The 19,207-nt window shown below is 44.5% G+C and carries 19 protein-coding genes; 9 read left to right on the top strand and 10 right to left on the bottom strand.

The window, feature by feature from the left end:
- The first annotated feature begins 7 nt into the window (after positions 1-7).
- The 5 genes from nirD to ABWY16_RS12195 are packed head-to-tail and all read left to right on the top strand — an operon-like array spanning position 8 to position 7,717.
- On the top strand, positions 8-358 hold the full coding sequence (gene nirD / locus ABWY16_RS12215) for a nitrite reductase small subunit NirD (protein ID WP_353904923.1): 351 nt from the start codon (positions 8-10) through the stop codon (positions 356-358).
- Between the two features lie 27 nt (positions 359-385).
- Positions 386-781, top strand: coding sequence for a hypothetical protein (locus tag ABWY16_RS12210; RefSeq protein WP_353904922.1), 396 nt, complete (start codon positions 386-388; stop codon positions 779-781).
- A 36-nt stretch (positions 782-817) separates the two neighbouring features.
- Positions 818-2,179 carry an MFS transporter gene (locus ABWY16_RS12205; protein WP_353904921.1) on the top strand — a complete coding sequence of 454 codons (1,362 nt, stop codon included), beginning with the start codon at positions 818-820 and terminating at the stop codon, positions 2,177-2,179.
- Between the two features lie 34 nt (positions 2,180-2,213).
- The gene (locus ABWY16_RS12200) at positions 2,214-6,224 is read left to right on the top strand and encodes a nitrate reductase associated protein (RefSeq protein ID WP_353904920.1); all 4,011 of its coding nucleotides are present in this window, start codon (positions 2,214-2,216) and stop codon (positions 6,222-6,224) included.
- Between the two features lie 11 nt (positions 6,225-6,235).
- Positions 6,236-7,717: a rubredoxin gene (locus ABWY16_RS12195; RefSeq protein WP_353904919.1), complete on the top strand. Its 1,482-nt coding sequence runs from the start codon at positions 6,236-6,238 to the stop codon at positions 7,715-7,717.
- Here the strand turns inward: ABWY16_RS12195 and mobA are convergent.
- The 4 genes from mobA to ABWY16_RS12175 form a co-directional block, all read right to left on the bottom strand.
- Positions 7,712-8,296 carry a molybdenum cofactor guanylyltransferase gene (mobA, locus tag ABWY16_RS12190; protein WP_353904918.1) on the bottom strand — a complete coding sequence of 195 codons (585 nt, stop codon included), beginning with the start codon at positions 8,294-8,296 and terminating at the stop codon, positions 7,712-7,714. The genes ABWY16_RS12195 and mobA overlap by 6 nt on opposite strands.
- Positions 8,297-8,307: 11 nt before the next feature.
- Positions 8,308-8,946 (bottom strand): Crp/Fnr family transcriptional regulator, encoded by a 639-nt coding sequence (locus ABWY16_RS12185; RefSeq protein WP_353904917.1) that lies wholly within the window; start codon positions 8,944-8,946, stop codon positions 8,308-8,310.
- Between the two features lie 108 nt (positions 8,947-9,054).
- A complete protein-coding gene (locus ABWY16_RS12180; RefSeq protein ID WP_353904916.1) occupies positions 9,055-9,816 on the bottom strand; it encodes an alpha/beta fold hydrolase in 762 nt (253 codons plus the stop codon).
- Positions 9,817-9,818: 2 nt separating this feature from the next.
- Complete coding sequence (locus ABWY16_RS12175; RefSeq protein WP_353904915.1) at positions 9,819-10,628, bottom strand: SDR family NAD(P)-dependent oxidoreductase; 810 nt, start codon at positions 10,626-10,628, stop codon at positions 9,819-9,821.
- A gap of 99 nt (positions 10,629-10,727) precedes the next feature.
- Between ABWY16_RS12175 and ABWY16_RS12170 the strand changes: the two genes are divergently transcribed.
- Positions 10,728-11,630: a helix-turn-helix domain-containing protein gene (locus ABWY16_RS12170; protein ID WP_353904914.1), complete on the top strand. Its 903-nt coding sequence runs from the start codon at positions 10,728-10,730 to the stop codon at positions 11,628-11,630.
- A 139-nt stretch (positions 11,631-11,769) separates the two neighbouring features.
- Complete coding sequence (locus tag ABWY16_RS12165; RefSeq protein WP_353904913.1) at positions 11,770-12,186, top strand: DoxX family protein; 417 nt, start codon at positions 11,770-11,772, stop codon at positions 12,184-12,186.
- A gap of 14 nt (positions 12,187-12,200) precedes the next feature.
- Here ABWY16_RS12165 and ABWY16_RS12160 read toward each other — a convergent pair whose 3' ends face one another.
- Together ABWY16_RS12160 and ABWY16_RS12155 are read right to left on the bottom strand one after the other, a co-directional pair.
- A complete protein-coding gene (locus tag ABWY16_RS12160; protein ID WP_353904912.1) occupies positions 12,201-13,361 on the bottom strand; it encodes a dipeptidase in 1,161 nt (386 codons plus the stop codon).
- Between the two features lie 118 nt (positions 13,362-13,479).
- The gene (locus ABWY16_RS12155; protein WP_353904911.1) at positions 13,480-14,643 is read right to left on the bottom strand and encodes an alpha-hydroxy acid oxidase; all 1,164 of its coding nucleotides are present in this window, start codon (positions 14,641-14,643) and stop codon (positions 13,480-13,482) included.
- Between the two features lie 113 nt (positions 14,644-14,756).
- Between ABWY16_RS12155 and ABWY16_RS12150 the strand changes: the two genes are divergently transcribed.
- Entirely contained in the window at positions 14,757-15,668 is a 912-nt protein-coding gene (locus ABWY16_RS12150; protein WP_353904910.1) for an AraC family transcriptional regulator, read from the top strand.
- A gap of 53 nt (positions 15,669-15,721) precedes the next feature.
- Here the strand turns inward: ABWY16_RS12150 and ABWY16_RS12145 are convergent, their stop codons facing one another.
- Together ABWY16_RS12145 and ABWY16_RS12140 are read right to left on the bottom strand one after the other, a co-directional pair.
- Positions 15,722-16,447 carry an alpha/beta fold hydrolase gene (locus tag ABWY16_RS12145; protein ID WP_353904909.1) on the bottom strand — a complete coding sequence of 242 codons (726 nt, stop codon included), beginning with the start codon at positions 16,445-16,447 and terminating at the stop codon, positions 15,722-15,724.
- Positions 16,448-16,452: 5 nt separating this feature from the next.
- Positions 16,453-16,959 (bottom strand): MaoC family dehydratase, encoded by a 507-nt coding sequence (locus ABWY16_RS12140; RefSeq protein WP_353904908.1) that lies wholly within the window; start codon positions 16,957-16,959, stop codon positions 16,453-16,455.
- A 343-nt stretch (positions 16,960-17,302) separates the two neighbouring features.
- On the opposite strand from ABWY16_RS12140, the gene ABWY16_RS12135 reads away from it, so the two are divergent.
- The gene (locus tag ABWY16_RS12135) at positions 17,303-17,863 is read left to right on the top strand and encodes a peroxiredoxin family protein (protein WP_353904907.1); all 561 of its coding nucleotides are present in this window, start codon (positions 17,303-17,305) and stop codon (positions 17,861-17,863) included.
- Between the two features lie 65 nt (positions 17,864-17,928).
- Here the strand turns inward: ABWY16_RS12135 and ABWY16_RS12130 are convergent, their stop codons facing one another.
- Both ABWY16_RS12130 and ABWY16_RS12125 read right to left on the bottom strand, forming a co-directional pair.
- Entirely contained in the window at positions 17,929-18,534 is a 606-nt protein-coding gene (locus ABWY16_RS12130; RefSeq protein WP_353904906.1) for a TetR/AcrR family transcriptional regulator, read from the bottom strand.
- 84 nt (positions 18,535-18,618) lie between these two features.
- Positions 18,619-19,206: a YceI family protein gene (locus tag ABWY16_RS12125; protein WP_353904905.1), complete on the bottom strand. Its 588-nt coding sequence runs from the start codon at positions 19,204-19,206 to the stop codon at positions 18,619-18,621.
- Position 19,207: the final 1 nt, after the last annotated feature.

The following is a 19,207-nucleotide window of genomic DNA, read 5'->3' as shown; positions in this document are numbered from 1 at the left end:
TTATAAGATGACAGAAACATCCACTACATGGTTAGAAGCCTGCCGGGTCGGGGACGCGGTAGAAAATGGCGGCGTATGTGTGAAAAATGGTGATGACCAGATCGCCCTCTTCTATTTTACCAGGAGAAACGAATGGTTTGCCACACAGAATGAGTGCCCGCACCGAAAGCAGATGGCACTCAGCCGCGGAATGATTGGATCAGCTACAGACGAACCTAAAGTAGCATGTCCCTTTCACAAAAAAACGTTCTCCCTGATTACCGGAGAATGTTTGAGCGGTGATGAATGTGCGATTAAAACTTACCCCGTAAAGGTAGAAAACGGCAGCGTTTATATCTGTACCACACCAAACTTTTAAGCTAAAAAACCTCTCAGAAAACTCAGTATGAAGAAACGATTTAATGCAGCCTTATATGGCTGCCTGGCTATTACTATGTTATCATTTTCTGCCCGATCGCAAACCAAAGCGGTATTATTTGATGGCTATCTTGTAGCTGGATACGTTGATCACGGCGCATTTGTCAATTGTACCGGTCCAAGTATAAAATTCAGCAAAAAGCCATACGCCCTTTTATTGGGCCTACTTCCAAGCCTGAGGATAAAAGAGGATAAAGTTGCTCCGGGAGCCACAAAAAACAGTATGCTGACGCCGAACCTTGGCTTTGGCATCACAGCGGCCTTCAAACACCTTGCTTTACAATTACCTTTCTATTATAACGCAAAAACAGCAGTCAAAAATGGAAAATGGAACCCCGGACTTGGCTTAGGCTATAAATTTTAAGAACCACAAATTTTATTTCACGCTTAACCGATTACTATGAACTCTTACGCTGCTCCACTTGATAAGCTGAATATTTTCTCATTGAAGGGTGTTCAGATGAAAACATTTCACATAACCTGGCTCACCTTTTTCTTTTGTTTCTTTGCCTGGTTTGGTATGGCACCCCTGATGAAAATTGCCAGGGAGCAACTCCAGCTGACCAAAGATCAGGTTGGCAATATTCAGATCGCCTCTGTATCTGCAACGATTATCGCCCGGCTGCTTATTGGAAGACTGGTAGACAAGTTTGGCCCCAAAATAGTTTACACCTGGCTATTGATCCTTACTGCCATCCCGGTACTGCTTATCGGCACAAGCCAATCCTATACTTCTTTTTTATTATTCAGGCTGGCCATAGGTGTAATTGGCGCCTCTTTTGTAATCACCCAATTTCATACCTCAATTATGTTCGCCCCCGTTATCAAGGGCACAGCCAACGCAACAGCGGGAGGATTCGGCAATGCCGGAGGAGGAGCCGCAAACCTGTTTATGCCGGTGATAGCTTCCGGATTTACCGCGCTGGGCTTATGCAGTGCAGCCGATAGCTGGCGCTTTGCTATGATAGTACCGGGGGTAATGCTTCTGCTTTGTGCCTTTTTATACCACCGGTATACACTTGACAGTCCAATGGGAGATTTTAAAAACCTCAGGGACGACGCAGTAAAAAGCAAAGAAAACACGTTCCTGATCGCTGCGGGAGATTACCGCACCTGGATTTTAACCATAGCGTATGCAGCCTGTTTCGGCGTGGAAATTACCGTGGATAATTTCGCTCCTATCTTTTTTACCGACTCATTCGGCGTAACGATAGCTGTAGCAGGAATGGTTGCCGGCATCTTCGGCTGGATCAATGTATTCGCGAGGCCACTCGGGGGAATTGTTGCCGATCAGATTGGCAAAAACTATGGCTTTAACGGTAAAACAATGTTACTCGCAGTTCTGCTGCTAATTGAAGGCGCAGGCATTATCTGGTTTGCAAAGTCTGGCAGCATCGGCATGTGCATCTTTATGATGTTCGTGTTTGGACTGAGTCTCAAAATGGCCAACGGCGCTACATACAGCCTTGTCCCTTTCATCAACCCGCTTGCCGTGGGAAGTGTAGCCGGCATTGTTGGTGCCGGAGGCAATATCGGGGCCATGCTGATCGCTTTTATGTTTAAGGCCAGAGCAGTCCATGCGTCCAAAGCAGTAACTGAAAAGGGACTGACAGTGCAGAAAGACCTGATCGATTATACCAGTGCCTTCTCCCTGCTCGGTTTTATAATACTGGGAATCGGTGTAGCTGTATTAATATTCAGAACGGTAATGGCGCATAAAAGAGCCGGTATTGAAGAGCTGGTACTGAGCACAGGCAAATAATAGTCAAATTTTTGGGCATATCTAATATTCAGCTTTGGAAGAGGATAAAAACATACCGGTAAACCACACAACTACCTGCTGTTATTGCGGCGTAGGCTGTGGCATTGTGGTCAGTAAGGATACCCACGACAGGATTACTGTGGAAGGTGACCAGAGCCATCCCGTAAATAAAGGCATGTTGTGCAGCAAAGGTATGAACCTTCATCATACCGCAAATGACAAAAGTGACAGGCTCCTTTACCCGGAAATGCGGTACAACAAAAATATGCCACTGCAAAGAGTCAGCTGGGATACGGCGCTCACAAGAACTGCTGCAGTTTTCAATGCACTGATCGCCAAGCACGGACCGGACAGTGTTGCGTTTTATGCCAGCGGCCAGTGCCTTACAGAAGAGTATTATGTAGTAAATAAGCTGATGAAAGGATTTATCGGCAGCAATAATATTGACACCAATAGCAGACTGTGCATGAGCAGTGCGGTTGTAGGTTATAAGATGAGCCTGGGTGAGGATATTGTACCGGTTAGCTATGATGATATTGAGAGGGCCGACTGCATTTTTGTTGCAGGAGCAAATCCGGCCTGGTGCCACCCTATCCTGTGGCGACGGGTTGAAGCTGCCAAACAGCAAAACCCAGCACTGAGGATCATCGTGAGTGATCCCAGAAAGACACAAACCTGCGCCCTGGCAGATGTACATCTCCAGTTAAACCCCGGCACGGATATCACGCTCCACCATGCTATTGGCAGATGCCTTATAGAGGATGGAAAGATTGATGCTGACTTTATCCGAAACAGCACACGGGGTTTTGAAGATTACCTGTCAGCGGTTTCAAAAAAATCTTTGCCGGAGGCCGCCGCCATCTGTGGTGTTCAGGAAAGTGATATACGCCTGGCAGCATCTTTCATCGGAAGTGCTAAAGCATTTATCACGATGTGGACAATGGGGCTGAATCAGAGCGTGATCGGAACACATAAAAACCTGTCACTGATTAATTTAAACCTCATTACAGGACATATCGGTAAAACCGGAAGCGGTCCCTTTTCCCTTACCGGACAACCAAACGCCATGGGCGGCAGGGAAGTTGGCGGCCTGAGCAACCTGCTTCCTGCACACCGTATACTGGCGGATGAAAACGACAGAAATGAGGTGGAGAAATTCTGGCAGATCCCTCTGGGAACTATTCAGCCCAGGCCCGGGCTTACCGCTACAGAAATGTTTGATGAACTCCAAAACGGCAAACTTAAGGCCATCTGGATTCTATGCACTAACCCATTAATCAGCCTGCCCGATGTCCGAATGGCCGAAGCAGGCCTGAAGAAAGCAAAGTTTGTAGTAGTACAGGACATCAGCAACAAGGTTGAAACCCTGAAATATGCCGATGTAGTGTTGCCAGCCGCCGCCTGGGCAGAAAAAGAAGGTACGATGACGAATGCAGGCCGTTATATTTCTTATCTCAGCAAAGTAATTGAAGCGCCGGGTGAAGCGCTGGCAGATTCAGAAATTATCTGTCGCTTTGCTCAGAAAATGGGCTACCACGGTTTTGATTTCAAGGATGCATCAGCCATATACGATGAGCACGCTGCGCTAACTGAAGGCACACATATTGACATCAGCGGTCTAAATTATCAGATCCTAAAAGAAAAAAGAGCAGTGCAGTGGCCATATCAAAAAAACGAGAAAGCGTTGGGAACATCACGCTTATTTACCGATCATCAGTTTTATACTGCGGATAAGAAAGCGCATATAATTTCTTCCATCGACGAAAACCAGTCTGAACCACTCAGCCCGCAACACCCAATGATTTTAACTACCGGCCGCATCCGCGATCAATGGCATACAAGAAGCAAAACAGGCAAAGTAAACAAGCTGAACCAGCACATCAGTGAATCATTCCTCGAAATCAACCCGAAGGATGCAGTGCCAAGGAATATAACGGATAACGACCTGATTGAAGTTAACAGTCTGCGCGGCAATGTTCGCCTGAAGGCAAAGCTTTCCAATGATATTAAGCCTGGGGTGGTATTCATGCCTATGCACTGGGGTTTGATTATGAAAAGCGACTTAAACCGGGTAAATAACCTGACCAACAACCTGGTAGATCCGCTGAGCAAAGAACCAGATTTCAAGTTTAGTGCCGTTCAGGTACAGCTGTATAAAAAAGCGAAACAGAAGATCATTGTGATTGGTGCAGGCGCCGCTGCCTGCGGGTTCATCAAAAGCTATCGCGCATTGAATACTGATGATGAGATTGAGATCTTTAGCAATGAGAACTTCCCCTTTTACAACCGGGTGCTGCTGCCTGATTACATCATCGGTGCCCTGCCCTGGCAAAATCTTGTAAAGATGAGCGACAGCCAGGAAAACGATTTCAGGATCAAACTGCACCGGGGCCTGGGAATAGACAGGATCAACAAGGAGGATAAGACTGTTACGGATGGCAATGGAGTTACCCATACGTATGATATACTGCTGCTTGCGACAGGAAGCAGGGCTTTTGTGCTGAAAGATATCCCTTCGCTCAGCGGTATCTTTACCATGCGCAGCAGAACTGATGCTGACAATTTTAGAAAACATACGGATGCAACCAGCGGTAGAGTAGTTATCGTAGGCGGCGGACTTCTGGGGATAGAACTTGCGGCCTCTCTGGCAGATACCGGATCCAGGGTGACTGTCATTCAGCGCATTTCCCGGTTAATGGGCCGGCAGCTGGATGATCTGGGCAGCCAGCTTCTCCATGAGGAACTGATCAGCAAAGGTATAGAGATTTTCTATAATGACGAGGTTGACCGTATCCTCGGCGATACGAGCATCTCTGGCGTAAGGCTGAAGAGTGGACTGCTGATCAACTGTGAAACACTGGTGATTGCAATTGGAACTGTACCAAACACACAACTGATGCAGGATGCCGGAATAGCTTGTCAAAGGGGTGTGGTAGTGGATGAATACCTTCGGACAAGTGAAAAGGATATATTTGCAATAGGCGAAATAGCAGAGTTTTACGGACAGATGTATGGAATTACCGCAGCAGCAGAACAGCAGGCGGATATTGTAGCAAGATTTCTCTGTGGTGATATTGCTAAAATTTATCAGGGCAGCCTGCTGATGAATATTCTCAAAATGCACAGCCTGGAGCTCTGCTCGCTGGGGATTGCAGAAGTACCCGGTAATGATCCGGCCTACGAAGAGATCATTTTTATTGATAAAGCAAAACGGTACTATAAAAAATGTATTGTACATAACGACCGGCTGGTGGGCGCCATATTAATTGGCGACAAAAGTGAGTTTCTGGAATTCCGCAACCTTATAGAAAATAAAATGGAACTGAGCGATAAAAGGCTGCAACTGCTGAGAAGCGGCAAGAACAGAGAGCAGGTAATCGGCAGAACCATCTGCAGCTGCAACAATGTTGGCGAAGGGAACCTGATCAGCAGGATTAAAGAGGGATGTACAGATCATCTGCAGTTATGCCAGCTGACGGGCGCAGGCATGGGTTGCGGGAGCTGCCGGCCGGAGGTTCAAGCGGTTCTTGATGGTTTTGACAAACCTGCCCCTTCGGAATTCAGACATCTGAAAGGCATAGAATACTTTGAGTTTGAAGAAGATTTTATGGAGGAAAACATCAGGTGTATCCCTATGCTTGTACGCTTTAAAATGGATGCCGCAGGCATTAAACTTAAACTGGCAGAATGGGCCGGATTTCAATCGTCGGAAAGAATTGAACTTGCGCTTATGCCTGTAGATACTGCTGCAGAAACGGCAAGCTATGCGCATTTCCTGAATGGTCTGGTGGAAAAACACACTGGCAAACAGGCAATGAAAATAGCAATCGATCCTCAGCCGGGCTGGCAAAACCTGCGGGAGATCCCCGTAATGCTCCAGGAAAAAACAAGGGAAATGCAAATGGAAATCAGCATCGGCCAGTGGGGAAACCTGACAGACATCCAGCGGTTTGCCCTGCTGAAATTGTGCAGACCGGGCCATGAAAACGCAAATTTCCCAAAAGCGGCAGTTGAATTTGGACTCTTAACATTTCAAATCGCATAACCCTCCCAGCTATGTACAGAACCATAATCATAAATTTTCATGGTGGTATCATCTCGCCCGGAAACCTGTATAATATTCTTGTGGCAGCGTCAACGGCAAGGATACATTTTGTCCGGTTCGGTCTCCGGCAGCAGCTGTATTTTGATACTACAAGTTATAATATTGCACTATGTACTGATGAACTGGATAAACTGGGAGTAGATTATGAGCTCGATGAAGAGCATCGCCCAAATATCATCAGCTCCTACCCCGCCGAAGAAATTTTTATCCGAAACTCCTGGCTTACCGGAGGTATATACAAGGACGTGCTGGATGATTTTGATTTCAAGCCCGCAATTAAGGTCAATATCTGTGACAGCGATCAGAGTTTCACACCTATGCTGACGGGAAATATCAACTGGATAGCTTCGTCTGATATTGAACATTACTGGCACCTGATCATCCGTTTCCCAAGAACCAACGTGACCTGTGAATGGACTGAACTTTGCTACACTACACATATTGCCCGCGTCACCAGGGAATTGGAATCCCTTATCATTCATCATCCGGCAAAATTTATTGACAATCCGGATGCCAGTGGCGAGGAGCTCTTCGCTATGCTGGATAAGGATAACCTTATTCTCAGGAGAGCAGAAAGCGGTGCTCAGCTCTCTGCTTTTAACCTGCCCTACTATGAAGGATTAAACCGTTACAACAACAAATACTGGTTGGGCATCTACCGCCGCGATGAACTTTTCAGCACTGCATTTCTAAAGAAATTATGCCAGCTTTGCCTGTTTACCAAAGTCGGTCAGATCTGCTGTACACCCTGGAAAACCATCATTGTGAAAGACATTGACGAAAAACACAAAAACCTGTGGAATGCATTGCTCGAAGAGTTTGAGATCAATATGCGCCACGCAGCAAATGAGCTCAATTTCCAGGTAGAAGACAATTGCAGCGAAGGACTGGAGCTAAAGAACTATCTTGTCAGGCATTTGAGCGGGGATGATACGAGAACATCAGGCATTTGCTTTGGCATTAAGACCCGCAGGAAGAGTGAAATTTTCAGCAGTATCCTCGTCCGCAAAAGGTACCTGATCCATTTCGCAGGCATCAGGATATTTCCTGTATATGATATCCTCTGCGCAAAAAATTTCAATCCAAACGAGCGCACCGGAGAAATTTTCAGCAGTGGCAATCCCCGCTTCATCCTGCCGGAACAGCTCAGGCGTGCTGTCCTTAAGTTTCAGAGATACCGTCTGAATACTCAGCAGCCCCTGAAACAGAAATACATGGTACCGAAGGAGGAGGTACGTGATAAAGCACATGAGTATCTGTACCAATGCAACAGCTGTTTAACTGTATACGATGAAGAGGCCGGTGATACTGATCAGAACATTGAGCCGGGAACACTTTTCGGGGATTTACCAGAGCACTATTGTTGCCAGCTTTGCGATGGAGCCAGGGACAACTTTAGCAGAGTAAGTAAATCGGCCCTGCAGTTATTATAATAATTTTGTATCCTCTGAGGAGTTGAAATTGCTAAACATGTGATAATCTTGCTTTTCCAGTGGAATTTCCAGAACCTTTAAATGACTCAGAATAAATTTCATGCTTGACTTTGAGATGCGCTGCAACTGGAGCAGTGACGTTATTTTTCTCAATCCTGATGCGGTATAAATGCCGCAAAGTGGCTCCTGCTGTTCGTCTCTGGTATAAATTACTGCTTCGGCACTATCATTTCCTTCTAAAGCATTTTGCAAATTGAACAGTAGCCTTTTCTCCATTAATATCATATCACAAGCCAGCAGGAAAAGATCATCTTCCGGAGCGGATAAATGTACCGACAACAGACCTGATAATGGACCTTTGATTGTTAATGACGGATTATCTACAATCAGCTTCGCAGGAGAAAAATGATTTAAGTAAGCCATCGGCTGAGCCGGATTAACTGATATCCTAACAGGGATATTGAGTGAAAGCAGCTTTTCTTCAGCAATTTCCGCCCAGAGCCTTTTCCGGTAGAGTAAAAGACCTTTATCTTTGCCCATTCTGGTACTTTGTCCACCAGATAAAACTACTCCCAGCATCTGATTTTACTTTATCTGTTTATGATTTCAGTCAGTCCCGCTTCGTCCCTTATGGTGATCATCTTACCATTCAGGCCAATAAGATTTTCTGCTACAAGCTCGTTCATTGTCCTGAAAACTGTTTCATAAGTTGCACCTGTATAGGCCGCAAGATCCTGACGGCTGAGTTCAACATTCAGGTAATTTTCCTGATTGAGGCCAAACTGATCCTTTAGTCCGATGATAGCAGTAGCAAGGCGGCCTTTGACTGACATCAGAGCCAGGTTTCTCATTTTTTTTTCTGAAGCATGCAATTCATCGGCATAGAAAAGTAGCAACCCATAGGCCAGATCATGATTCACCTTTACCGTAGTCTTAAAAAAATCGATCTCTACAAAACAAAGACTGGTTGTTTCCAAAGCTGTAGCAGATATAGGAAAAGCAGATGTTGTAATACCCCTGTGACCAAATATAGCTCCATCGTTTGCAAAACGAAGAATCAGTTCTTTGTCTCCCCATTGTTTATGCACTTTAACATTCCCTGAGGTCACGAAATAAACTCCGGTTACAGGATCACCTTCTCTGATTATCACCTCCCCTTTTTTGGCTATAAAATTCTTTTTGTGAGCTGCAATTGCAGGATGCCATTCCTGTAGGGAATGCTGACACATAAAGCATGATTTAAGATCACAGGGAATACCTTTCTTCATTATTATTTAACTTGTCAACAAAAATATAATTAAATAACACAAAATACAGGGTAACAAAGGGTAATAAGTTTATCCTGCACTGAATGTTGATGCTATCTGCGCAGCCGTCCATTCCGGATCCTCCAGGGGAAACAGATGCCCTATGCCCTCAGTCAATACAATTTTTGTATGCAAAGGTAAATTTGGAAGGGTATCTTCGATTGTCATTTGATAAGTTATCGCGGGATCATCTTTAGAAGCGATAAGGCTAACGGGAATTGTGAGTCCTTTAACTGCCGCAGCTATCGAATGGTTGATTCCCTCCAGGATCCACCAGCGCCAGGTAGCTTCTTCTACAATCATCTGTGTAGAAACCGCAAGATCATGCTGTTCTCTGCTGAGTGATTTTACAGTGCCGTTTTTTACAGTGGTTTCTGCCTCTTCCTTATCAGGATGGATCAGCATTCTGTGCTGTTCCTTTTCAGGCATGCGTTCGATGCTGGGCGGGGATGGGGCTATCAGGATCAATTGTTTTACTGACTGATCATTGAAAGCGGTCTGCATTGCGATCTTACCACCCATTGAATGCCCGATCAATGTATAACTTTTGCACTTCATTTTACTCAGCTGTGCAGAAATATGCCGGGCAAAACCGTCAATGGAAGGCTCAGCCAGTGCAGGTTCAGCTCCAAATCCCGGTTGATCGATCAAAACACAGTTATAGCGGTCTGAAAGCAATTGGGCTACCCATTGCCAGCTTTGAGATGAGCCTCCGAAATAATGCAGAAAAACCAGTACCGGCCTTTCTGCATCTTTTTCTGTAGTATTTTGTGAGACTGCTTCCTGTTTCATAATTAAAATGCAGATTCTACCGCTCCGCCATCCACACGGTAGTTTACTCCGTTTACAAAGCTCGCCTGTTCAGAAACAAGAAAAGCAATCACTGCTGCTACTTCGCCGGGTTTTCCCCTCCTGCCGACAGCCAGGTTCGGGCGTTTATTTTTAAGGAACCATTTGACTGCTTCATCTCTGGATTCGCCCCTTTCTTTAGCAAGCTCATCCATCATCGCATCTGTCATTGGCGTTTCTATGAATGCAGGTGATACACAGTTGAATAATAATCCGTCTTTGGAATAAGCCCTTGATAAACATTTGGATAGATTGATGATCCCGGCTTTACAAGCATTGTAGGGACTTTCCTCTTCGTATGGCTGGTACGCATTTTCTGATGCAATGAGGATAACCCTGCCCCATCCTTTTTCCTGAAGCTGAGGAATAAATGCACGGCATAACCTTACCGCACCCATCAGATCTGTATTGATTGTCTCCTGCCAATCGTCATCTGTCAGCGTAAGGAAATCTCCTGCTGCTCCCCGTGCCCCGGCAGAATTTATGAGAATATCGATACCTCCATGTTGTTCCCTGGCAAATGCCTCAAGCTTCAAAACGCTTGCATTGTCAGCCAGGTCGGCCACAAAGGTAGCCACCACGACATCGCTTACCTGCGCTTTCAGTTCTGCTTCGGCCTCCTTCAGACTTTCTTCGTTGATATCAGAAAGAATAATTTTTACTCCGTCTTCTGCTAATATTTTTGCCGTTGCCAGTCCCATACCTGAATCTCCGCCGGTGATGAGGGCAACTTTGCCTTTGATATTTAAATTCATATGTTAATACTTTCGTCCATTATCACAACTGTATTAATGAAAAATGGTTTTATGATAATTGCCGCTAAGACATTAACTTGATTTTTGTATTTTTACAGGATGAATGGCATTATCAGGCTGGAAGATTTTTACCGCTCACTGAAGGAAAACCTTTATGACAATATTATCAGCCTGGGGCATTTCGACGTGGTCAAAGTTGAGGACCTGCCTTCAGCTTCTGGTAAACAGGCGGGTTACCTGCGCCGTACTTATTATAAGGTGAGTCTCGTTTACGGTCACAGTAAGATACACTATCCGGGAATAACCTATGAGATCGAGGGGGCAGCGCTCGTATTTACCAATCCCAAAACACCTTATCAGTGGGAACGGATCAGCAGTAAACAGGAAGGGTACGTGTGCATATTTACCAGGGATTTTTTGATCCCGCTCGCAAATCCGGATGATTTTACAGTTTATCAATCTGTGGATTGCAGTGTAATTTCGCTTACTAAGCAGTTAGCGTCCAGGATGAAAAGCGCTTTTCTGGAGATGGCGGATGAGCTAAAAAGTAATTACCGCCAGAAATATGACCTGTTGCGCTATATGCTGATGGAGGTACTGCACCAGGGGCAGAAAAATGCAGGGGGCAGGGCCCAGCAGCTGATCGGATCGAACGCTAATGAGCGCCTGTCACTACAGTTTCTGGAAATGCTGGAACGACAGTTCCCTATAGAAAACAGTTCTCAGCGGATCATCTTATCTTCCCCGGGAGATTTTGCGGAAAAGCTGCATATTCATGTCAATCATCTGAATAAGGCATTGCGCGAAGTTACCGGCAGCTCCACTTCTGCGCTCATCAGTAACCGTCTGATGCTGGAGGCTAAAAACCTGCTCAGGGGCACCAGATGGGCGGTAAATGAAATATCATCCTCCCTTGGATTTGATGAACCGAACCACTTTTCCGCGTTTTTTAAACGCCACGAAGGTATCAACCCTGTTAAATTCAGAACCATGACTGATTGATTTATATCTTTTTTGCCTGTTTACCGATATCAGTAAAGGACGGATTTCCCACCAGCTTACTGAAGAGATTTATGAATAACTGCAAGGCAATTTGCAGTATGTCGTTTAATACAGATTGGATTTCTTACATTTAGTCAAAATGCAAAAAACAACTATCATTCAGCAGATACTCCGCATTATTTTAGGTTCATTTATGATTCTTGCGGCAATCGGACATTTTACTTTCCAGAGAGCAGATTTCCAGGCGCAGGTACCAAACTGGATTCCTCTGTCCAAAGATACCGTAGTTCTATTATCCGGAGTGGTTGAAATCTCCCTTGGGCTTGCCATGATATTCTGGAAAAGGCAACGTGTGAACGCTGGCATTGCCCTGGCAATATTCTATGTGCTTATCTTTCCGGGTAATATTGCGCAGTACCTGAATCATACTTCAGCGTTTGGATTAGATACTGACAAATCACGCTTAACCCGACTATTTTTTCAGCCTGTTCTTATCATTTGGGCGCTGTGGTCTACTGGTGTATTTGCTTATCTTAGTGACAAAAACAACAGCTGATATGCGGTCCTCCTTCAATGATGACCTTTGGTAGCAGCATCAAAAACGCGACAGAAGTTACCGCCTCCTATTTTGCCAATTTCATCTGCGTTGAATCCGGTTTTGAGTAAGGCATCAACCACAGTGTAATAGAATCCGAGTTTCTGGTCTGACCAGATTTCATTGGAGCCACCGCCCATTTTACCCCCGGGACCGCCATGTTTGTCTCCTGGTGGATGATATGCTGGTGTTAATTTTGTATCTGTACCAATACAAACGTGGTCTATGCCAACTACATCTACCATGGCGCGGATGTTATGAGCATATTCGAGTGAAGAATCTGCAAGGTGGGTCCAGACACCAATTATACTCCCTGTGCCAGCTACATATTTCGCGTGTTCTTTACTGATTAATCTGGGTTTCATCATTCGCGCCATATCAGCATTATTGCCAGGCCGGCTATCCAGGCCTGTATGTGAAACAACTAAAGGATGGCTGGTCACTTTTAGTGCGGCGGTTACTGTTTCTACATTGGCATGTGACAGGTCTGCTAATATACCAAGCCTGTTGCATTCCCTTATCACATCTGCTCCAAAAGTTGTCAGCCCCCCGTAACGCACCGGGTTCGTAAACACGTCGCCCAGTGGAACATTGGCGTCGCTGTCATGTAACAGTGTCAAAAGACGCAGCCCCCTGTTGTAGGCAGTACTGAGCCTGTCCAGGTGTCCATCGAGAAAATGAGCACCTTCTACCGCCTGGATTACCGCAGGCTGACGTTTCTTATGCGCTTTGTTGAGATCAGAAAGTGTTAAGGCACGTTTCAGCCCGTTAATTTTCAGCTGCTCATCCAAGGCTGTCAATCCGTTTAGGAAACGGTCATAAGCATTTCCTTTCTGATAATCCGTAGCAAAAGTCATGCAGATGACCGACAGGCCAGAGCGTTTCATTTCGCCTGCAAGATCTATTTTCGGACCAGGTAACCCGGCAGTTTCCAACGGTACATCAATATGGTTGTGTGTATCAACACCAATTGTATCAGCTACGATCTTTGCTACCCGGGGGTCAATATCTTCAATAGCCCAGGCAGCCATCGGGTGAAGCATCATCGCAGTGCCTGCACAAGCGAGACTGACAGTGCTGAGAAAATCCCTTCGCGACCATAATGATTTTAAGTCCTTCATCTTTGAAATTGTCATTTCGGCAGGATTGAATTACCCTGCCGAATGAATTTCGAATATAACCAGTATGGTAGCTACTTTAAACTGAAATCGTCGTAACGGCATCTTTCACCGACAAAAAGATCAGCCAGGAAGACTATTTTGATTGAATCAATGTTCCTGGCAAGCCGGCAATCGTCTCACAGCATAACTGTTCCATTGCCTGCTTGAATTGTGCTTTAAACAATCCAATTGTATGGTCGCCACCTTTTTTACCCAATGCCGCAGCGCCGTACATAAATGGTCTGCCCATAAACGTAAAACTTGCGCCACTGGCGATTGCCCTTGCAATATCCGGTCCCGAGCGTATCCCTCCGTCCATCATCACCGTAAGCTTGTCATTGTATTTTCCACTGAGGTTGCTCAATGATCTGATCGACGATTCTCCTGCATCAATCTGTCTGCCACCATGATTGGAAACAATTATCCCGTCAGCACCCAGTGCAATTGCTTTTTCTGCATCCTGATCACTTACAATACCTTTTAGAACAAGCTTTCCTTTCCACTTGTCCCTGATTGCAGAGATCTTGTTCATATCAACCCGCTTGTCAAAAGAAGCATTCATAAACTGACCGAGCTGCCCCATGTCCAGGCCTTTATCCATATACTTTTTTAAAGTAGCGAATTCCGGGATACCTGTGGTAAGGGTTTCAAACGACCATTGCGGCCGGATGGCCGACTGGAAAACATTTCTGATGTTCATTTTAGGTGGCATAGATAGGCCTGCTTTGATTTCGCGGTAGCGGAAACCAAATGATGGAACATCAACCAGCACTACCAGCACAGGGCATTCTACATCTTTGAGCCGCTGTAAAATATCATCGCGCATTTCAGTTTTAGCCGGGTGGTACAACTGGAACCAGAATTTTCCTGAAGTAACTTCTGCAATCCTTTCGATGCTGCTGGTACCTACAGTACTTAAAATATAGGGAACGTTATGTTTTACCGCAGCCTTAGCCAGGATTTCTGACGAATTTGGCCACATCAGGCCCTGAAGTCCAATCGGCGATATTCCAAACGGAGCGTCATACTTATGGCCAAACAATTCTGCGCTTGTATCTACTCCTGCATAATTTTGAAGATACTGCGGCATCATCTCAACATCATGAAAATCCCTTTCATTTTTTGAAAGGTTCACTTCTTCGTTGCAGCCGCCCTCCAGATAGTCGAATGCAAATTTAGGAATACGATTTTTTGCTTTTCTTTTCAGGTCTCCAATAGACGGATACCGTGGATCAAAGCCTAATTGTCCATATGACATACAGTTATATTTTTGGTGTAAATTTTAAAAATTTAAAGATAGGATGTCAGTTTCATCTGCGTTAGTATAAATCTTATCTTCAATGGTACTTTTCTTATCTTAGTCGCCAGCTTGTGAACCCGGGCTTAGAAAATGGACAACAGTTTATGATCCCTGTATACGATATCAAAGATTTCTCGCCTTTCTATGCAAAAGAAAATCAGTTTGTAATTGTTCCTTTTGAGCAGCTGAACAGGCCTGTTCCATTTGTATGGCCACATAAACATAGCTTTTATGAACTGCTCTGGATCAGGAAGGGAAGTACCAGACACTTTGTAGACAACCAGGAACTGGAGCTGGCCCGTGACACCATCTATTTCATGTCGCCCGGACAAACACATCATTTTGAGCAGTACGAATCAGTGCAGGGCGATAGCATTATGTTTTCGGAAGAATTCTTTATCTTAAATTTTACCAATAAGGAGGCTATCCGTAAGCTGTCCTTCCTGCATAACAGCTACCGTAATCCGGGTATCCGGCTGGATGAGGAAAGCAAAGAAACACTCGAACCTGTGCTGAAACTCATTTACAAGGAGTTTGCCAGGAAAGATTTTTCAAAAATGGCTATCAGTTCGCTGCTGTATGTCTTCTTTGAAGAGCTGCAGCGAAAATATTTTGATCAGCAGACAAACAATACTGCTATTGGGGCTCACGTTATGATTTTCGACAAATTCAGAACATTGGTAGAAGTACATTTCCGCACAGAACATCAGCTGTCATTTTACGGCTCATCCCTGTACATTACGCCCCATTATCTAAATGAAGTTGTGAAAAAAGCCGCTGGCAAAACGGCAAGTGAATTCATCAGGGAGCGGATCATCCTGGAGGCCAAAAGGATGCTGGTACAAAGTCACATTCCCGTAGGCCAGATTGCCGATGAACTGGGTTTCCAGGATTTCTCTTACTTTTCCCGGCATTTTAAAAAACACAATGCGCTGAGTCCGGAGCAATACAGAAAGGTGATGCTGGAAAAGCACCACCTTTAACGGAGGTAATACAAAGTCTTTCGGATCACTTGTAATTCTGCTGATCAGGGTATCTACTTCGTTCCGATTTCAATAAGGATATCGGACAATTCTCCAGGTGCGGACAGAGATGGTGAATGGCCGGTATTCAGTTCATAACTGTCGGTTATACCGGCAGCAGCGATCATATCTTTCTGGAGCTGATTGCCTATCCCGTTATCCTTTAAAGTCTGGATATAGTATTTCCGGGTATTACCGAAGTTTTCCCGGGTTAAAGTCACCGGATCTGAGAACGGGGCTGCTGGCTCCGGCTTGTAGTTTGCCCGAATAAGCTGAGCGATTTCTTCTGTACCATCCTGACAAAAGATATTGATCATATCTTCAGCTTTCACATCAAATTCAGACTGATCTTCAGAAACCAAAAGAGATGCACCAAGTAAGGACTGTTTATCCAGTAAGGAAAGTGCGTAAGCAGATTGCCCGCTTGCAGGCACATAAGCCGCGATATACACCAGTTTTTCTATCTGCTGAGGAATCTTTTCTGCTACACCGGAAATGATCATTCCGGCCATACTGTGACCTGCCAGTATAACCTTGGTTCCCATGGATGTAATGAGATCGCTTACATAATTTATATAAGTTTCCATGTGCAGGCTTTTTGGATCGGAATGGTCTTCACCATGACCAGGCAATTGAACCAAATCAACGCTATATCCTTCTTTGGACAGCTTTTCTTTCAGCACATTCCAGGCATATGGTGCCTGCCAGGCACCGTGTACTATCACAAAAGTATTGGTCATAATTTTTAAGCTGATTTTAGTTTTAAAAGATATTTATGTGTCCCTGACAGGACCATTTCCCCCTGCTGGTTATGAATTGTACAGGCAGTTTCTACTATGCCTTTATCGCCCTGTGGGGTTAGCGAGATGATTTCCAGTGCAGAGTATAAGGTATCACCTGCATTCACCTCTTTTAAAAACCTGCAGCTAAGTTCAGTAAAGGCGATAAACACCTCACCGATCACATGGGGAAACATTGTTGCACCGGGAGCTGTAAATGCCAGTACCTGCAGTCCGTGAACTACCGGAGCTTTATGACCATGTTTCTGCGCCCAGACATTGTCGTAATGTACCGGATGATTATCGCAGGAAACAGTTTGAAAGGCTGCGGAATGGGCATCAGTAAGTGTGCGGCTGGGGGCACGAAAGATTTCGCCGATTGTGAGATCTTCAAAAGAACGCGCCGGGATGATCAGAAAGTCATTAGGGTTAAACGCAACTGCTGCATTTTCTTGAGTAAGGTCAGTTTTCATAATTGTGATTTTTATCTCTGCTGTACCAAAAAAACATCCACAGTTCAAGATGTTTAAAATCAACGTATTATATGATTTTGCCGGAAAATAATGTTGCGAAATACCGTCAATTTACTACCGCCGGAAGCCCCGTGTATAGTATATAAGGCTGTGATTTCCATAAATATTCTGAATACTTATACAATATTTTGTAATTAAATCCAGAAGAAATTGGAAAACAGAATACTATTGCGTTAATTTGTACTACTAAATTAGTATAGATTATACATACGGATTGCATTTTTTTGAATGATTGCAATTTTTTTAATGCCTGAACCTATCATCCAATATGAATACCAACAACATGAGAAAGATATTTTTCACTCTCGCCATTGCCCTGGCAACCCTCGCCTCTTCAGCGCAGGAAAAGAAATTTGATAATCCAAACAGCGATGCCAGAGGATATCTGGTTAAGGTGGGTGATCAGGCACCTGATAATTTTGAGCTCGTTCTGCAAAACGGCACAAAAACTACCCTGAAAGAACTGAGGGGAAAGATTGTGATCCTGCAATTTACAGCGTCATGGTGTAAGGTATGCCGCGAGGAGATGCCTTATCTGGAAAGCGACATCTGGCAGGCCTATAAGGATAAAGGTGTGGTATTGATTGGTGTAGACAGGGATGAACCTATCGAAACCGTACAGAAATTTCATAAAGATATCAAAATCAGTTATCCCCTGGCCCTGGATCCCGGTGCAGCGATTTTCCAGAAATTTGCAGATAAAAAAGCCGGAGTTACCCGTAATGTAGTTATTGACCAGGAAGGTAAGATCAGGTTCCTCACCCGTTTATACGACAAAGAAGAATTCAGCAAATTGGTACAGGCAGTTGACGGATTGAGCAAAGAGCTTATTGCCAGTCGCTAATAACCAAACAAAACAGCATAAAGGTCAGGTCAGTTATTGGTCTGGCCTTTTTTTATACAAAAAAGCTATTTGATTAAAATCTGTTCGATCAGGTGTGCTACTGTTTGAATTGCCCGGCCCAGTGCATTCATATCGTCAGTTACTCTCGACATCATGATTCCACCTTCAATCAGGGCAATGATGGAAGTGGCCAGAAGCAGGGTATCAGTGTCCTTCTTGAACTCCCCTGCTGTAATACCCGAATTGATAATTTCCACTATGCTCTTCTGCCATCTTATCACTGCGCGGGCAGCCCGGTCTTTCAGCATAGTATTGGTATCATCGGCTTCAATAGCTGTATTTAATATGGGGCATCCCCCATCAGAAAAGCAATGTTTTGCTATATGATCATAGGTGTCGGCGTAAACCATTAATTTATCCCGAAAGGTTTGTGCTGTATTCATCCGGTTTCTGATTTCTGTAAGGATCATAGAATGGTTGTAGTCGAATACCGCCAGTGCAACATCTTCCTTATTCTCGAAATTCCCGTATATACTACCCTTAGTGAGGCCGGTGGCACTTGTAAGATCAGACATAGAGGTTCCGGCATATCCCTTTTTGTTGAAAAGACTGGCAGTAGTTTCTATAATAAACCGCCTGGTCCTGTCGGCTTTTGATATGATCTCTTCCATGATACAAAGTTATAGATATATCTGGCTTAAAATAAAAAAGGCCTGCTCAAATGAGCAAGCCCTTATACCTGTTTTTCAGGAAAACTATTTTGCAGCTACCAGTTTCACTGCCAGTTCAAAGTTGTCATCGATTGCTTTGTCGCCAATAGACTCAAAAAATGATTTTGAACCATATCTGATGTCGTATTTTGTACGGTCAACAGTGATTTTACCTGCCAGCGCAGAAACAGTACCATCAGCATTCACTGCTACAGTTGCCGGGAAGCTCAGGGGCTGAGTAATACCTTTAATAGTTAAATTACCTGCAACAGTTACACTTGCACCTTTACCTGTGATCTTCGTAATTACAAATGTAGATGTAGGGAACTTTGCTGTGCTGAAGAAATCTTCAGAGTTCAGGTGTCCTTCTAACTTTGCACTGCCGCCTGCATCTTTAATCGTAGTCATATCGATCACAAATGAACCGCCTGTTACGTTTTTGCCATCTACGTTTAATGATCCTGATTTCAATGCAACAGTACCATTATGAGAACCTGTTACTTTTTTGGCAACCCAGGTAATCGATGATTTTGCAGCATCAACAGTATACGTAACTGGTTTGGCGCCGTTTGTAAAAGCCGAAAGGGCGATTATAGCTACCAGCGCAAAAATTGAATTGACTTTTAATTTCATT

This window comes from Pedobacter sp. (assembly GCF_040513095.1).
GTDB lineage: Bacteria > Bacteroidota > Bacteroidia > Sphingobacteriales > Sphingobacteriaceae > Pedobacter.
Note: the sequence above shows the minus strand (reverse complement) of the source record. Positions and strands in the feature narration are given on the sequence as shown.

Coding starts and splice junctions, on each gene's coding strand:
- ABWY16_RS12160 (WP_353904912.1), bottom strand. CDS start 13,361: ATGACAATTTCAAAGATGAAGGACTTAAAATCATTATGGTCGCGAAGG.
- ABWY16_RS12135 (WP_353904907.1), top strand. CDS start 17,303: ATGAGAAAGATATTTTTCACTCTCGCCATTGCCCTGGCAACCCTCGCC.
- ABWY16_RS12165 (WP_353904913.1), top strand. CDS start 11,770: ATGCAAAAAACAACTATCATTCAGCAGATACTCCGCATTATTTTAGGT.
- nirD (WP_353904923.1), top strand. CDS start 8: ATGACAGAAACATCCACTACATGGTTAGAAGCCTGCCGGGTCGGGGAC.
- ABWY16_RS12125 (WP_353904905.1), bottom strand. CDS start 19,206: ATGAAATTAAAAGTCAATTCAATTTTTGCGCTGGTAGCTATAATCGCC.
- ABWY16_RS12155 (WP_353904911.1), bottom strand. CDS start 14,643: ATGTCATATGGACAATTAGGCTTTGATCCACGGTATCCGTCTATTGGA.
- mobA (WP_353904918.1), bottom strand. CDS start 8,296: ATGCTGGGAGTAGTTTTATCTGGTGGACAAAGTACCAGAATGGGCAAA.
- ABWY16_RS12185 (WP_353904917.1), bottom strand. CDS start 8,946: ATGTGTCAGCATTCCCTACAGGAATGGCATCCTGCAATTGCAGCTCAC.
- ABWY16_RS12170 (WP_353904914.1), top strand. CDS start 10,728: ATGAATGGCATTATCAGGCTGGAAGATTTTTACCGCTCACTGAAGGAA.
- ABWY16_RS12210 (WP_353904922.1), top strand. CDS start 386: ATGAAGAAACGATTTAATGCAGCCTTATATGGCTGCCTGGCTATTACT.
- ABWY16_RS12140 (WP_353904908.1), bottom strand. CDS start 16,959: ATGAAAACTGACCTTACTCAAGAAAATGCAGCAGTTGCGTTTAACCCT.
- ABWY16_RS12205 (WP_353904921.1), top strand. CDS start 818: ATGAACTCTTACGCTGCTCCACTTGATAAGCTGAATATTTTCTCATTG.
- ABWY16_RS12195 (WP_353904919.1), top strand. CDS start 6,236: ATGTACAGAACCATAATCATAAATTTTCATGGTGGTATCATCTCGCCC.
- ABWY16_RS12145 (WP_353904909.1), bottom strand. CDS start 16,447: ATGACCAATACTTTTGTGATAGTACACGGTGCCTGGCAGGCACCATAT.
- ABWY16_RS12175 (WP_353904915.1), bottom strand. CDS start 10,628: ATGAATTTAAATATCAAAGGCAAAGTTGCCCTCATCACCGGCGGAGAT.
- ABWY16_RS12180 (WP_353904916.1), bottom strand. CDS start 9,816: ATGAAACAGGAAGCAGTCTCACAAAATACTACAGAAAAAGATGCAGAA.
- ABWY16_RS12130 (WP_353904906.1), bottom strand. CDS start 18,534: ATGGAAGAGATCATATCAAAAGCCGACAGGACCAGGCGGTTTATTATA.